We start from the raw sequence: 16238 nt of genomic DNA, 5'->3' as shown, positions 1-16238 counted from the left end.
ATAGATCGCATGTCTGAAGTCATGAAAAATGACGTGGACGCACTAGAAACTCAAGAGTGGCTTGAAGCTCTTGAATCAGTCGTTCGTGAAGAAGGTGTAGAACGTGCCCAGTACCTGCTTGAGCAAGTAATGGAAAAAGCGCGTCTTGATGGCGTAGATATGCCAACTGGCATCACTACTAACTACATCAACACCATCCCTGCCGCACAGGAACCAGCATATCCTGGTGACACGACTCTTGAGCGTCGTATCCGTGCTATTATCCGCTGGAACGCAGTAATGATCGTACTGCGCGCGTCTAAGAAAGACCTAGACCTGGGTGGCCACATGGCATCATTCCAGTCTGCGGCAGCGTTCTACGAGACCGGTTTCAACCACTTCTTCCGTGCGCCAAATGCGAAGGACGGCGGTGACCTGGTTTACTACCAAGGCCACATCTCTCCGGGTATCTATGCACGTGCCTTCGTTGAAGGTCGTCTGACTGAAGACCAACTGGACAACTTCCGTCAGGAAGTCGACGGTAAAGGTATTCCTTCATACCCTCACCCTAAACTGATGCCTGAATTCTGGCAGTTCCCGACCGTATCTATGGGTCTGGGTCCAATCTCTGCTATCTACCAAGCTCGCTTCCTGAAGTACCTGGATGGCCGTGGCATGAAAGATACGTCTGAGCAGCGCGTGTACGCGTTCCTGGGTGATGGTGAGATGGATGAGCCAGAATCACGTGGTGCGATTTCTTTCGCTGCGCGTGAGAAACTGGACAACCTGTGCTTCCTGATCAACTGTAACCTGCAGCGTCTGGACGGCCCGGTAATGGGTAACGGCAAGATCATCCAAGAGCTGGAAGGCCTGTTCAAAGGTGCTGGCTGGAACGTTGTTAAAGTTATCTGGGGTAACAACTGGGATTCTCTGCTGGCGAAAGATACCACTGGTAAACTGCTGCAGCTGATGAACGAAACCATCGACGGTGACTACCAGACGTTCAAGTCGAAAGACGGCGCTTACGTTCGTGAGCACTTCTTCGGTAAGTACCCAGAAACTGCTGCTCTGGTTGCAGACATGACTGATGACGAGATCTTCGCGCTGAAGCGTGGTGGTCACGAAACATCTAAGATCTTCGCTGCGTACCAGAATGCGAAAGAAACCAAAGGCAAGCCAACTGTAATCCTGGCCAAGACCGTTAAAGGTTACGGCATGGGTGACGCTGCCGAAGGTAAGAACATTGCGCACCAGGTTAAGAAGATGGACATGACTCATGTTCTGCACCTGCGTGATCGCCTGGGTCTGCAAGACCTGATCTCTGACGAAGATGTGAAAGCTCTGCCGTACCTGAAGCTTGAAGAAGGTTCAAAAGAGTACGAATACCTGCACGCACGTCGTCAGGCTCTGCACGGCTACACGCCACAACGTCTGCCTAACTTCACTCAAGAATTCATCGTTCCTGAGCTGGAAGAATTCAAACCTCTGCTGGAAGAGCAGAAGCGTGAAATTTCTTCAACTATGGCTTACGTTCGTGCACTGAACATCCTGCTGAAGAACAAGAACATTGGTAAGAACATTGTTCCTATCATTGCTGACGAAGCGCGTACTTTCGGTATGGAAGGTCTGTTCCGTCAAATCGGTATCTACAACCCACACGGCCAGACGTACACGCCTGAAGACCGTGGCGTTGTGTCTTACTACAAAGAAGACACTGCGGGTCAGGTACTGCAGGAAGGTATCAACGAACTGGGTGCGATGTCATCTTGGGTTGCAGCAGCAACTTCATACTCGACAAACGACCTGCCAATGATTCCGTTCTACATCTACTACTCTATGTTCGGCTTCCAGCGTGTTGGCGATATGGCGTGGATGGCGGGCGACCAGCAAGCACGTGGTTTCCTACTGGGTGCAACAGCCGGTCGTACTACGCTGAACGGTGAAGGTCTGCAGCACGAAGACGGTCACTCGCACATCATGGCGGGCACGGTTCCTAACTGTATCTCTTACGACCCAACATTTGCTTACGAAGTTGCGGTAATCATGCAAGACGGTATCCGTCGCATGTACGGCGAACAAGAGAACGTGTTCTACTACCTGACGCTGATGAACGAGAACTACGAGATGCCAGCAATGCCAGAAGGCGCTGAAGAAGGCATCCGTAAGGGTATCTACAAGCTTGAGTCTTACGCGGGCGACAAGTCTAAAGTTCAGCTGATGAGCTCTGGTACGATCATGAACGAAGTCCGTAAAGCTGCTCAGATCCTGAGCGAAGAATACGGCATCGCTTCTGACGTTTACTCAGTAACCTCGTTCAACGAACTGACTCGTGACGGCCAGGATGCAGAGCGTTTCAACATGCTGCACCCAGAAGCAGAGCAGAAAGTACCTTACATCCAAACTGTAATGGGTACTGAGCCTGCAATCGCTGCGACTGACTACATGAAGAACTACGCTGACCAAGTTCGCGCATTCATCCCAGCTGAATCTTACAAGGTTCTGGGTACAGACGGTTTCGGTCGTTCTGACAGCCGTGCGAACCTGCGTCGTCACTTCGAAGTTAACGCTGGCTACGTAGTTGTTGCTGCACTGACTGAACTGGCTAAGCGTGGTGATGTTGAGAAATCTGTGATTGTTGAAGCAATCAAGAAATTCGACATCGACGCTGACAAGATCAACCCGCTATACGCGTAAGAGGCATAGAAACAATGGCAATCGAAATTAATGTACCTGACATCGGTGCGGATGAGGTTGAAGTAACTGAAATCCTTGTAAGCGTTGGCGACAAGGTTGAAGAAGAGCAGTCTCTGATCACTGTAGAAGGCGATAAAGCTTCTATGGAAGTGCCAGCTTCTCAGGCGGGTATCGTTAAAGAAATCAAAGTTGCAGAAGGCGACAAGGTTTCTACCGGTTCTCTAATCATGATTTTCGAAGCCGAGGGTGCAGCAGCGGCTGCACCTGCTCCTGCGGCAGAGGCAGCTCCAGCAGCTGCATCTGCTCCAGCAGCAGCGGCTCCTGCTACTTCTGAACTGAAAGAAGTTCACGTACCGGATATCGGTGGCGACGAAGTAGAAGTGACTGAAATCATGGTTGCTATCGGTGACAGCATCGAAGAAGAGCAGTCACTGATCACTGTGGAAGGCGACAAAGCGTCTATGGAAGTACCAGCACCTTTCGCTGGCGTTCTGAAAGACATCAAAGTAGCGGCTGGTGACAAAGTGTCTACTGGCTCTCTGATCATGGTCTTCGAAGTAGCAGGTTCAGGTGCTCCGGCAGCGGCTCCTGCAGCAGTTGAAGCTCCAGCAGCAGTGCCTGCGGCAGCAGCTGATAAAGAAGTTAACATTCCAGATATCGGTGGCGACGAAGTAGAAGTGACTGAAATCATGGTTGCAGTTGGCGACATGGTGGAAGAAGAGCAATCTCTGATCACAGTGGAAGGCGACAAAGCTTCTATGGAAGTTCCTGCTCCATTCGCAGGTAAAGTAAAAGAAATCAAGATCGCAGCGGGTGACAAAGTGTCTACCGGCTCTCTGATCATGGTCTTCGAAGTAGCGGGCGCAGCGCCTGCGCCAGTTGCAGCAGCTCCGGCGGCAGCAGCACCTGCTCCGGCAGCGGCGCCAGCGGCAGCGCAAGTAGCGGCTCCGGCAGCGAGTGATTTCGTTGAGAACAACGAATATTCACACGCTTCTCCGGTTGTTCGTCGTCTGGCTCGTGAATTCGGCGTTAACCTGGCGAAGGTGAAAGGTACTGGTCGTAAGAACCGTATCCTGAAAGAAGACGTACAGAACTTCGTGAAAGACGCGCTGAAACGTCTTGAGTCTGGTGCTGCGGCATCTGGCAAAGGCGACGGTGCAGGTCTGGGTCTGCTGCCTTGGCCGAAAGTTGACTTCAGCAAGTTCGGTGAAACTGAAGTTAAACCACTGTCTCGCATTAAGAAGATCTCTGGTGCGAACCTGGCACGTAACTGGGTAATGATCCCTCACGTGACTCAGTGGGATAACGCAGACATCACTGAGCTGGAAGCATTCCGTAAAGAGCAGAATGCTATCGAAGCGAAGAATGACTCTGGCATGAAGATCACTCCACTTGTGTTCATCATGAAAGCGGCTGCTAAAGCACTGGAAGCGTTCCCGTCGTTCAACTCTTCTCTGTCTGAAGACGGTGAGAGCCTGATTCTGAAGAAATACGTGAACATCGGTATCGCAGTAGACACGCCAAACGGCCTAGTTGTTCCTGTCTTCAAAGACGTGAACAAGAAAGGTATCTACGAGCTGTCTGAAGAGCTGATGGTTGTGTCTAAGAAAGCACGTGCCGGCAAACTGACTGCTGCTGACATGCAGGGCGGCTGTTTCACCATCTCTAGCCTGGGTGGCCTGGGTGGTACTGCGTTTACTCCAATCGTAAACGCGCCAGAAGTAGCAATCCTGGGTGTATCTAAGTCTGAAATGAAGCCTGTGTGGAATGGTAAAGACTTCACTCCACGCCTGCAGCTGCCACTGTCTCTGTCATACGACCACCGTGTGATCGATGGTGCTGAAGGTGCACGCTTCATCACTTACCTGAACGGTTGTCTGTCTGACATTCGCCGTCTGGTGCTTTAAGGTATCCAATCGCAACGTCCATGCCTGCAACAGCAGGCATGGATTCTGTTGTGTAGCTCACAGGCTCCGGGAATTTACTTTTCAGTTTGTTAACACCTCTGTAAAATCGTTGGCCAGCTGAAACAAAAAGAAGAACATACCCGATAGCCTGAAAGGGATAAAAGACTTACAACGAGGTCATGATGAGTAAAGAAATTAAAGCCCAGGTAGTGGTGTTGGGTTCAGGCCCTGCTGGTTACTCTGCGGCGTTCCGTTGCGCTGACTTAGGTCTGGACACGGTACTAATCGAAAAATACAGCACCCTGGGTGGTGTATGTCTGAACGTGGGTTGTATCCCATCTAAAGCTCTGCTTCACGTAGCGAAAGTTATCGAAGAAGCTAAAGCGATGGCCGACCACGGCGTAGTATTCGGTGAGCCTCAAACCGACATCAACAAAATCCGTGTTTGGAAAGAAAAGGTTATCAACCAGCTGACTGGCGGTCTTGGCGGTATGGCTAAGATGCGTAAAGTTAACGTTGTTAACGGTTACGGTAAGTTCACTGGCCCTAACTCTATTCTGGTTGAAGGTGCTGACGGTGAGCAAACTACCGTTAACTTCGACAACGCGATCGTTGCTGCGGGTTCTCGTCCAATCGAGCTGCCATTCATCCCGCACGAAGACCCACGTATCTGGGACTCAACTGACGCACTGGAACTGAAAGAAGTTCCTGAAAAACTGCTGGTTATGGGCGGCGGTATCATCGGCCTGGAAATGGGTACGGTTTACCACGCACTGGGTTCTCAGATCGACGTTGTTGAGATGTTCGATCAAGTTATCCCTGCAGCGGATAAAGATATCGTTAAAGTCTTCACTAAGCGCATTCAGAAGAAATTCAACCTGATGCTGGAAACGAAAGTGACCGCGGTTGAAGCGAAAGAAGACGGTATCTACGTGTCAATGGAAGGCAAGAAAGCACCTGCTGAGCCTGTACGTTACGACGCGGTTCTGGTTGCAATCGGCCGTGTACCAAACGGTAAGCTGATTGACGCTGAGAAAGCGGGTATCGAAGTTGACGAGCGTGGCTTCATCAACGTTGATAAGCAAATGCGTACCAACGTTCCTCACATCCACGCTATCGGCGACATCGTAGGTCAGCCAATGCTGGCTCACAAAGGTGTGCATGAAGGTCACGTAGCGGCTGAAGTTATCTCTGGTAAGAAGCACTACTTCGATCCTAAAGTGATTCCTTCAATTGCATACACTGAGCCAGAAGTGGCATGGGTTGGTCTGACTGAGAAAGAAGCAAAAGCACAGGGCATCAACTACGAAGTAGCGACGTTCCCATGGGCAGCTTCTGGCCGTGCAATCGCTTCTGACTGTGCTGACGGTATGACGAAGATGATCTTCGACAAAGACACTCACCGTGTGATTGGTGGTGCAATCGTTGGTACTAACGGTGGTGAACTGCTGGGTGAAATCGGTCTGGCGATCGAGATGGGTTGTGATGCCGAAGATATCGCGCTGACTATCCACGCTCACCCAACACTGCACGAATCTGTTGGTCTGGCTGCTGAAGTGTTCGAAGGTTCGATCACTGACCTGCCTAACCCGAAAGCAGTGAAGAAGAAAAAATAATTGTCGTCTCGGAATCACTTCCGCTACGAATTGCTGAAAGCGCCCCTCGGGGCGCTTTTTTTATGTCTGAGATCTTCCGGTTAAACCGATAGCACGCATTGTGGTCTCAAGGTTTTAAGCCAACCAGGTCTCAAGTCAACAAAGTCTCAAGCAAACAAGGTTTCAAGCCAAAACGAGCTGTATTTCACATTGGGCTCTCTCTGGGCCGGTGCTGGCTAAAATTTGAACCATGTCACACAGTGGTACGATGAGAATGTCTTCCGATCTGCTGAAAACGAGATTTTGATATTATGCAGAACGGTGTTATGCAGGCACATTCTGTCACAGCGTCTCAGATTGGCAGGCTGCATATCACCGACTGACTGTATTGACCCTTATTTTGAACCTGCTGTTAAGCATGGAATCCATCGCCAATGACCCGAACCCTGCGATTACAACCACTGTTTCTCTTACGCTCATTGCTGGCTGCGCCAGTCCGTTCACTCGCTGGGTGTAAGTGGGCCACTTGCATGTTCGTGACCTGTTTGCTGACGACCTGTTTGTTGGCAACTCAGGCTGTACAGGCGGCGGTCCCCAACCTGGCGGCGTCTCAGGAAAGGCCGAAGATCGGTCTGGTATTGGGGGGCGGGGGGGCCAAAGGGGCTGCCCATATCGGTGTGCTGAAAGCGTTGGAAGAAATGCAGATCCCGGTCGATTACATTGCCGGGACCAGTATGGGCGCCTACGTGGGGGGACTGTATGCCACCGGCATGAGTGCCGACGAAATCGAGTCGCTGCTTAACACCGTCAACTGGGATAAAGGCTACAAGGACAGGGTTGAGCGCAGCGAGCGGCGGGTCAGGGAGAAGCAGCAGGAAGATCGATTCCAGATCAGCAGTGAAATCGGTTTTGACTGGTGGGAGATCAAAGCGCCGAAAGGGTTTGTACAGGGCCAGACCATGGGAGAGATCCTGCGCTCGACGTCCGGCAACCTGCCGGTCTTTGACAGCTTTGATCAGCTGCCGATTCCGTTCCGTGCGGTGGCGACGGATATTGAGCATTTGGTGCCAGTCGTGCTGGATCACGGCGATCTGGCGGCCGCCATGCAGGCCAGTATGTCGATTCCGGGCCTACTGCCGCCGATGGCACTCAATGATCGGCTGTTAGTGGATGGCGGTATTACCAATAACCTGCCGATTCAGGTGGTACGTGAGATGGGGGCTGACATCATCATTGCGGTGGATATCAGTAATGAATTTCGCCAGCGGGATGAGCTGGACAGCTACTTTTCGGTGATGGATCAGCTGACCGACTACATGGTACGTGATAACGCCAACCGGCAGATCGAGACCCTGACTGATAAGGATGTACTGATCCGGCCGAATATCAAAGGGATCCGGACTGCCGACTTTGCTCAAATGCCGTTAGCGTTTGAGCGCGGCTATATTGAGACCAAAGCCCAGTCAACTAAACTCAGCGCGTTGGGGCGTTCGACCTGGTATCAGCGCTATATCGATCATAAACAGAAACGCCGGCGTCACATGCAATATCTCGACGAGCTCAGCGTGGAAGAAATCCGTCTGGTTAACAACAGCGCTTATTCGGACGATGTGTTGCTGGACAGGCTTGAGTTGGAAGCCGGCTCGCAGATTACGTCGGAACAGCTATCGTCGAGTATTCGCAGCCTGTATGCCCTGGATCGGTTTGAGCGTATCGATTACCACATCGAAAATGATGACGGCCACAATGCAATTTTTCTGAATGTCCGGGAAAAAAGCTGGGGACCTAACTTCATCGATTTGCGCTTCGCGCTGGAGGATGATTTTGAAAGTAATACCGATTTCTCTATTGGGGCGGCATTTAATGTGACCGGCTTGAGCCGGGCGGGGGCTGAATGGCGGACCGAGCTGGAATACGGCTCTGACAAGCGTATTGCCACCGAATTCTACCTGCCGTTCTATCAGAATCAGGACTGGTTCAGCCTGCTTTCGGCGGAGTACAAGATTGCGGATAAAAACGTGCGCCTGTTTTTCGGCGAAGAGCCGGAGCTGGAATTTATTGATAACTTCCTGCCTGCTACTTATACCGATGTGACTCTGGATGCCTCGTTTGGCTGGCAGCCTCAACTGTGGCAGGAGTTTCGGGTGGGGATGCGGTACATTACCGGTGAAACCGAGTACATCGGGTTTCCTGATGCCGGCCGGGATAAGCGGGAGAACAGGGTGGGATACCTGCATTACAGTCTGGATACTCTGGATAACCTGATGCTGCCGTCAACGGGGAATCTGCTGGAAATTGAACTGGCGGCGTCAGACGACAACATCCGCAACTTCGGCATTGAGTATAATGGTACCTCGATTCATCTGGATGCTTCCTGGAAAGGGGCGTACACGTTCGGACGCCACACCCTGATGGGGAAAGCGGAATACGGCAGGGTCGATTCGGATCTTGAATTGCGTCTGGATCCCAAAGAGCTGGGCGGTTTTTTAAACCTGTCCGGTATTCCGAAGAACAGCCTGACGGGCAACAACAAGCTTTTCACCGCCGGGATATACCGTTATCACCTGACGGATCAGGACTTTGGGTTGTTTAAATCGTCGATATATCTGGGCGGCTCCATGGAATACGGCGGGGTATACAACAACACCAGCCTGAGTATCAGCGATCTGCCGCTGTATTTTGCCGGCAGTGCATTCACCGGGATGACCACCCCGATTGGCCCGTTGATCCTGGCATATGGGCAGACCGAACAAAATAACAAGACCTTCTACGTCTTTTTTGGCGGGGCATTGTAGGTGGATTTTGAGAATACCCTCGATATTTATTCGAAATTTGTGAATGTTGTAAAAAACGGGCTGATTTTAATTTTACGTTAAAACTGGTATGCTGAGCGGACGGTTTTGGTCTCCCTTGACGAAAATTGAGGCAGCTACTGTCTGGTCTGCACAGCACCCGTCGCCTCATTGTAGCGTTCGAGAGATCAATCACTTCCAAGGATGTTCGGTCAGTGCGGCCGAACCAACAATGAGGAATATGTCGTGCTTGAAGCCTACCGTAAACACGTCGAAGAACGTGCCGCTGAAGGAGTGGTGCCTAAGCCCCTGGATGCTGAGCAGGTTGCCGCTCTGGTTGAACTACTGAAAAACCCGCCAGCAGGCGAAGAAGCGTTCTTGCTGGATCTTCTTGAAAACCGCATTCCGCCGGGGGTTGACGAAGCAGCATACGTGAAAGCCGGCTTCCTGGCCGCGGTAGCGAAAGGGGAAGCCCAGTCACCGCTGGTCAGCAAGGAAAAAGCGGCAGAGTTGCTGGGCACCATGCAAGGTGGCTACAACATCGAGCCTCTGGTTTCTCTGCTGGACGATGCCGAGCTGGCTCCGATCGCCGTTAAAGCTCTGTCTCACACACTGCTGATGTTTGATTCTTTCTACGATGTGGAAGAGAAAGCCAAAGCCGGTAACGAAGCGGCGAAGCAGGTGATCCAGTCGTGGGCGGATGCCGAATGGTTCCTGTCTAAGCCTGAACTGGCTGAAAAAATCACCCTGACAGTGTTCAAAGTAACCGGTGAAACCAACACCGATGACCTGTCTCCAGCCCCTGATGCCTGGTCGCGTCCGGATATCCCGCTACACGCCCTGGCGATGCTGAAAAACGAACGTGAAGGGATCACACCGGATCTGCCGGGAACGGTCGGCCCAATCAAACAAATCGAAGCCCTGAAAGAAAAAGGTCACCAGCTGGTTTATGTTGGTGATGTTGTGGGTACCGGTTCATCACGTAAATCGGCGACCAACTCCGTCCTGTGGTTCATGGGTGAAGATATTCCGCATGTACCAAACAAGCGTGCCGGTGGTTTCGTACTGGGCGGCAAGATTGCTCCAATCTTCTTTAACACCATGGAAGATGCCGGTGCATTACCGGTTGAGCTGGATGTGTCCAAGCTGAGCATGGGCGATGTTATTGATGTGTACCCACATAAAGGCGAAGTGCGTCGTCATGACAGCGATGAAGTGGTTTCCACCTTCAAGCTGAAAACCGATGTACTGCTGGACGAAGTCCGTGCCGGCGGCCGTATTCCTCTGATCATCGGTCGTGGTCTGACTGACCGTGCGCGTCAGGCGCTGGGTCTGCCGACATCTGACGTGTTCCGCCGTCCTGCGGGTGTTGCTGACAGCGGTAAAGGTTACACCCTGGCTCAGAAAATGGTTGGTAAAGCCTGTGGCGTGGAAGGTATCCGCCCTGGCACTTACTGTGAGCCTAAGATGACGACCGTTGGTTCTCAGGATACCACGGGCCCAATGACCCGCGATGAGCTGAAAGACCTGGCGTGCCTTGGTTTCTCGGCTGATCTGGTGATGCAATCATTCTGTCACACGTCGGCGTATCCGAAGCCGGTTGACGTGAACACGCACCACACCCTGCCTGATTTCATCATGAACCGTGCCGGTGTCTCACTGCGTCCGGGTGACGGCGTGATCCACTCATGGCTGAACCGTATGCTGCTGCCAGATACCGTCGGTACGGGCGGTGACTCGCACACCCGCTTCCCGCTGGGTATTTCGTTCCCGGCCGGTTCTGGTCTGGTGGCGTTCGCGGCAGCGACTGGCGTTATGCCACTGGATATGCCGGAATCTATCCTGGTGCGTTTCAAGGGCGAAATGAAGCCGGGCATCACCCTGCGTGACCTGGTACATGCGATTCCTTACTACGCGATTCAGCAGGGTCTGCTGACGGTTGAGAAATCTGGCAAGATCAACGAATTCTCTGGTCGTATCCTGGAAATCGAAGGTGTTGAACACCTGACCGTTGAGCAGGCGTTCGAGCTGTCTGATGCCTCTGCAGAGCGTAGTGCTGCGGGCTGTACTGTGAAGCTGTCTGAAGATTCAATTGCCCAGTACCTGAAGTCAAACATCACCATGCTGAAGTGGATGATTTCTGAAGGCTACGGCGATGTACGTACCATCGAGCGTCGTATCAAGGCGATGGAAGCGTGGCTGGAAAATCCAGAGCTGATGAGAGCGGACAACGATGCAGAATATGCTCACGTGATCGAAATCGATTTGGCGGAAATCAACGAGCCAATTCTGTGTGCACCTAACGATCCGGATGACGCGCGTCTGCTGTCTGATGTACAAGGTACAGAAATTGATGAAGTCTTCATCGGTTCTTGTATGACTAACATCGGTCACTTCCGTGCGGCCGGTAAACTGCTGGATAAATTCAAAGGCCAGCTGGAAACCCGTCTGTGGGTGGCTCCGCCAACGAAGATGGACCGCGATCAGCTGACTGAAGAAGGCTACTACGGCATCTTCGGTCGTGCCGGGGTTCGTATTGAAACTCCGGGATGTTCACTGTGTATGGGTAACCAGGCTCGCGTGGCTGACAAAGCAACGGTTATGTCGACTTCTACCCGTAACTTCCCGAACCGTCTGGGTACGGGCGCGAATGTCTTCCTGGCTTCGGCTGAGCTGTCTGCGGTTGGCGCTATTCTGGGCCGCATTCCTACGGTTGAGGAGTACATGGAATACGCGAAACAGATCGATGCCACGGCAGCCGATACGTATCGCTACCTGAACTTCCACCTGATGGAGCAGTACACCAAAAAAGCGGACACGGTTATTTTCCAAGAGCCGGCATAAGCACTGCTTTGAATCATCATTAGCAAAACGCCTCCAGACGGAGGCGTTTTTTATGGCTGATTGCTGCACCTGAATCCTGTCGGAGTCAGGCACCTCTGGACTCAGGCCGAAAACTGGCGGGCCAGAGCAAGTGATGCCGCGACATTGCGCGCCGTCTGACGTACGTTGAACGCGGCTTCCTGCAGGGCTTCAGATAAAGGCATCGCTCGCGGTACCACACTAAACACTGCATCAATACCGTGCTGGTGGACCACATGGCAGTCCGGTGCGACGCAACCGGCAATCCCGATAACCGGCAGCTGATACTGCTTGGCGATCCGGGCAACCCCCATCGGGGTTTTACCGTGAATGGTCTGGCTGTCGATACGCCCTTCACCGGTGATCACCAGATCTGCATCTTGCACTGCGGCTTCCAGTCCGGCTGCTTCAGTGACGATCTCAATCCCCGGACGCAGGCTGGCATTCAGCAGACCCATCAGCGCCGCGCCCAGTCCTCCGGCGGCACCGGCTCCCGGGATATTTTTCACGTCACGTCCAAGTTGTGAATGGATGACTGCGGCATAGTGCGCCAGATTGGCATCCAGCTGTGCCACCATCTCTGGTGTAGCCCCTTTCTGCGGACCAAACACGGCTGAGGCGCCTTTGAGCCCGCACAGCGGGTTATCGACATCGCAGGCCACTTCCAGTTTCACTTGTGCCAGACGCGGGTCGACTTTTTGGGTATCGATTCGGTTCAGGGTTGCCAGTTCGCCACCGCCGAACCCCAGGCTGCGGTTGTCGGCATCCAGCAGCTGAAAGCCGAGTGCCTGGGCCATCCCAATCCCGCCATCATTGGTGGCACTGCCGCCAATCCCGATAATGATGTGCTCGACGCCGCGATCCAGCGCCGCGGTGATCAGTTCACCGGTGCCGTAGGTCGTGGTCAGCAGGGGATTGCGCTGATCCGGCGCGACCAGGTGCAGGCCGGATGCCGCCGCCATTTCAATCACCGCGGTTCGGCCATCGCCCAGCAGGCCATAAAACGCTGAAACCGGTTCGCCTAACGGTCCGGTGACCGTGTGCTCGACGATGGTGCCCTGGGTCGCGTCGACCAGTGACTGAACCGTCCCTTCGCCACCATCGGCCATCGGCAGCTTCAGGTACTGTGCATCAGGCCAGATGTCCTTGAATCCTGCTTCAATGGCATCAGCGACTTCCATCGCGGTCATGCTTTCTTTATAAGAATCAGGGGCAATCACAATTTTCATACATTTATCCTTACACGAAGAAACCGAAGACACCGAAAATCAGGGTCGACACAAAAGCAATGATCAGACCTACCGCAGATTCGTAAGGGATCAGCTTCAGTCGTTCTTTAATGTCCATGTGCAGCGCGCCGCCGGTGGCGTGGAAGAAGCTGCCATGCGGCATGTGATCCATCACCGTGGCACCGGCGTGGATCATGGCTGCGCCAGCCAGAGCAGGCACACCCAGCTCCAGGATGGTATGGCTGAACACGCCAGCTGCGACCGCGGTACCAGCGGTCGTGGAGGCGGTGGCCAGTGACATCAGGGCACCCGAGATTGGCGCCAGCAGGTACGACGGCAGACCGGAAGCCGTCAAGACATCAATCAGACCTCCTTTCAGCCCGGAGTTAGCGATGATCCCTGCCAGGGTTCCGGTACCGAGCAGCATCACGGCGACCGGCGCCATGCGCGTCAGGCCGGAGACGGCAAAATGGTTGGTATCGCGAAAACGGCCCATGGCCAGAGCGCCCATCAGGCCACCCAGCGGCAGGGCAATCAGCGGATCGACCTGAATCCCGGCCAGCGGACGCAGCGCCAGCAGGGCAATGGCGACCAACGGAGCCACGATGGCGGCACCAAAGCCTGGAAGACGGCTGTGATCAACGGCAACCACTTCGTGCTCTTGTACTTTACTGCCGCGGTTCACCAGTTTTTTGGCGATCAGGTAGGCGACTGCCATGCCGCACAGACCGGGAATCACCCCGGCAGCCATCACGGATGTCAGCGGCACGTTGAAGGCATCGGCCGCGGCAATTGCATTCGGGTTCGGCGACATCACGTTACCGGCTTTGCCGCCACCGACCATGGCCAGCAGGATCGCCATCTTGGACAGATCGGCCCGGCGGGCAATTGCCAGGGCAATCGGTGCCACGGTGATCACCGCCACATCCACAAACACCCCCACGGCGGTCAGGATCATGGTTGCCACTGCCAGCGCCAGCAGGGCACGGGTTTCCCCCACTTTTTTCACGATGGTTTCGGCAATTGAGGTTGCCGCACCGGATTCAATCAGCACCCCGGCCAGCACCCCGGCCGCGAGAATACGCAGGACGGCGGTCACAATGCCCTGGGCACCGCCAATCATCAGGCCGACGGTGTCGCTCAGCGAAACACCACCAATCACCCCGCCGACCAGTGCACCTATGATCATGCCGTAAGCGGGCGGGACTTTTCTTAATATCAGGAATATCGCGACGACCAGTGCCGCTAATGCCCCGAGGGTAGAGACTTCTGCCATGTTTTGTTCCACGTAAAATTATAAAAAGAAATTATCAGCAGGCAGGAATGTACTGCGGGGCGGCAGGTTTGGCTTTAGGCGAGATGACAAAAAAGCCTGCCGAGAGAAAGGTTGATTTGTGCAGATGCACAAAATCAGAGTTTTTCGGGGAGACAGGTCACCGCCAGGTATAGCCGGGTCTTGTCATTTATATTGTTGATTTTTAATTGAGTTATCTGTTCTATCCGCTCCAGGCGATAACGTAGGGTGTTACGATGAATATGAAGGGTTTGGCAGATTTGCGCCAAATCACAATTCTGAGCAAAAAATGCCTGCAGGGTTCGCATCAGGACACCCCGCGGATCCTGACTGCGCAGTGCCTGTATTGGCTGCATCAGTTGTTCATGACGCCAGCTGTCCTGTTTCAGGCCGCTAAGCAGGACTTGCAGGATATGATCCTGATAGAACACAACTCGGGTGGTATCCAAGGCCGCTGCCGGAGTAGCATCGAGCGTGGCTTCGAGGGTCGCTTTGGCGGTCTGGTACGAGCGGGATAATCCCTGCAGACCCGGAAAATAGTCACCAATGGCAATCCGTATGGAAAACTGGCGTTCTCTGGCAACCTGACGCATCAGCTTGTCGAGCCGTTTCTGAGTCCGGGCTTTCGACCAGCCATCAGAGGTCAGGGTGATGGGTTTCAGTACCACGATTTCATTATGGGAAACGGAGACGATGCCGACCAGGTTATCCCGTTCCGGGTGCTCCAGCAGGTGAACCATCCGTTGCAGGTGTTCCAGCGATAGGCTGGCACCTTCTGCGGGCAGCACTTTGACGATGGCGGCGACGCGGGGCTGATCCAGATCCAGTGCCAGTTTCTGGGCGATGGACAGGCGCTGGGACTCACTCAGTTCGGTGCCGTTGATCAGTTGCAGCACCAGCTCTTCACGGTGGCGCTGGTTCCATTGTACCTGCGCCATCAGGGCTTCCTGCTCGATGATCAGCTCGGCAGTCATTTTGACCAGCTCACCGTAGTTGCGCACTTTGTCGGGCTCGCCGGAGATCCCCACCACGCCGATCACCCGGTGCTGAAACACGATCGGCAGGTTGATACCGGGTTTGACGCCCTTGAGTTGCTGCGCAGTCCCCGGATCGATCTCAACCACCCGATTTTCATTGATGGCAAGGATTGCACCCTCATGGCGTTGGTTCAGGCGGGTCGGATCGCCGGACCCGATGATCCGGCCATACTCATCCATCACGTTGACAGAGTAGCGAATGATTTTCATCGCCCGCTCGACAATTTGACGGGCCAGTGTGGCATTGAGTTGCATTTCTGAATCAGATCCTGACAATGTGCGCTCCGGCGTGCGGCTGTCTGTGACAGTGCAGCCATCTTATTGGTCGCCAGTGTATCACCAAGATGAACGAATGAGTGAAAGAGGATAGCTATGGATTACGAGTTTAAGAAAAATACCCTGGATGGTAGCTATCATGCCAACTTCTCAATGGGCCACGAGGCGCTGGGGCGCTGGCTGACGGAGGAGGTGGGCAAGAACTTCGCACTGATGGACGAGGTGGTGTCCCAGCTTGGTGCACTAAAAAACAGCACCCGGGAATGGCGGCGGATTGGTGAGGAGCTGACCCTCAGCCTGCAGGAAAATGAAGCGCTGATTCAGGCTAACTACCTGTTTTCTGAAGACGATACTGAGCTGGAAGAAAACATGGATTTTTATGATGAAGAAGCCGTAGCCATCTGCGGATTTGAAGATTTTGAGCAGGTTCTGCAAGCCTGGCGTGCATTTGTGACCCGTTTTTAGGTCATTATGCTGTTCTAAGAGCAAATTTGCTTCGTTTTAGTGAAAGGGCTGCACCCAATTGGTGCGGCCCTTTTTGCATTTTGGCGCGGATATTTATCAAGTTAATGA

At 53.4% G+C, this 16238-nt stretch carries 9 protein-coding genes; 6 read left to right on the top strand and 3 right to left on the bottom strand.

All coding sequences use genetic code 11. The features are described 5' to 3' along the window. The first annotated feature begins 9 nt into the window (after positions 1–9). The 5 genes from aceE to acnB all read left to right on the top strand — a co-directional run bounded on the left by aceE (position 10) and on the right by acnB (position 11811). Complete coding sequence (aceE, locus tag PGW97_RS14325; protein ID WP_047886937.1) at positions 10–2673, top strand: pyruvate dehydrogenase (acetyl-transferring), homodimeric type; 2664 nt, start codon at positions 10–12, stop codon at positions 2671–2673. A 14-nt stretch (positions 2674–2687) separates the two neighbouring features. Beyond that, positions 2688–4580: a pyruvate dehydrogenase complex dihydrolipoyllysine-residue acetyltransferase gene (gene aceF / locus PGW97_RS14320; protein ID WP_273857547.1), complete on the top strand. Its 1893-nt coding sequence runs from the start codon at positions 2688–2690 to the stop codon at positions 4578–4580. Between the two features lie 182 nt (positions 4581–4762). Next, positions 4763–6196, top strand: a complete 1434-nt coding sequence (gene lpdA / locus PGW97_RS14315) for a dihydrolipoyl dehydrogenase (RefSeq protein WP_273857546.1) — start codon at positions 4763–4765, stop codon at positions 6194–6196. 413 nt (positions 6197–6609) lie between these two features. Further along, positions 6610–8970: a patatin-like phospholipase family protein gene (locus PGW97_RS14310; RefSeq protein WP_273857545.1), complete on the top strand. Its 2361-nt coding sequence runs from the start codon at positions 6610–6612 to the stop codon at positions 8968–8970. Positions 8971–9213: 243 nt separating this feature from the next. Continuing rightward, positions 9214–11811 carry a bifunctional aconitate hydratase 2/2-methylisocitrate dehydratase gene (gene acnB / locus PGW97_RS14305; RefSeq protein ID WP_273857544.1) on the top strand — a complete coding sequence of 866 codons (2598 nt, stop codon included), beginning with the start codon at positions 9214–9216 and terminating at the stop codon, positions 11809–11811. Between the two features lie 101 nt (positions 11812–11912). On the opposite strand, the gene PGW97_RS14300 is transcribed toward acnB, so the two are convergent. From PGW97_RS14300 to PGW97_RS14290, 3 genes are all read right to left on the bottom strand, one after another. Next, the gene (locus PGW97_RS14300) at positions 11913–13058 is read right to left on the bottom strand and encodes a glycerate kinase (RefSeq protein WP_273857543.1); all 1146 of its coding nucleotides are present in this window, start codon (positions 13056–13058) and stop codon (positions 11913–11915) included. 10 nt (positions 13059–13068) lie between these two features. Next, the gene (locus PGW97_RS14295) at positions 13069–14334 is read right to left on the bottom strand and encodes a GntP family permease (RefSeq protein WP_047886933.1); all 1266 of its coding nucleotides are present in this window, start codon (positions 14332–14334) and stop codon (positions 13069–13071) included. Positions 14335–14468: 134 nt separating this feature from the next. Next, on the bottom strand, positions 14469–15644 hold the full coding sequence (locus PGW97_RS14290; RefSeq protein WP_273859674.1) for a sugar diacid recognition domain-containing protein: 1176 nt from the start codon (positions 15642–15644) through the stop codon (positions 14469–14471). Positions 15645–15761: 117 nt separating this feature from the next. Between PGW97_RS14290 and PGW97_RS14285 the strand changes: the two genes are divergently transcribed. Continuing rightward, complete coding sequence (locus PGW97_RS14285) at positions 15762–16130, top strand: YacL family protein (protein WP_047886931.1); 369 nt, start codon at positions 15762–15764, stop codon at positions 16128–16130. Positions 16131–16238: the final 108 nt, after the last annotated feature.

Origin of the sequence: Photobacterium sp. GSS17 (assembly GCF_028621875.1) — a bacterium.
Classification (GTDB): Bacteria; Pseudomonadota; Gammaproteobacteria; order Enterobacterales; family Vibrionaceae; genus Photobacterium; species Photobacterium ganghwense.
Note: the sequence above shows the minus strand (reverse complement) of the source record. Positions and strands in the feature narration are given on the sequence as shown.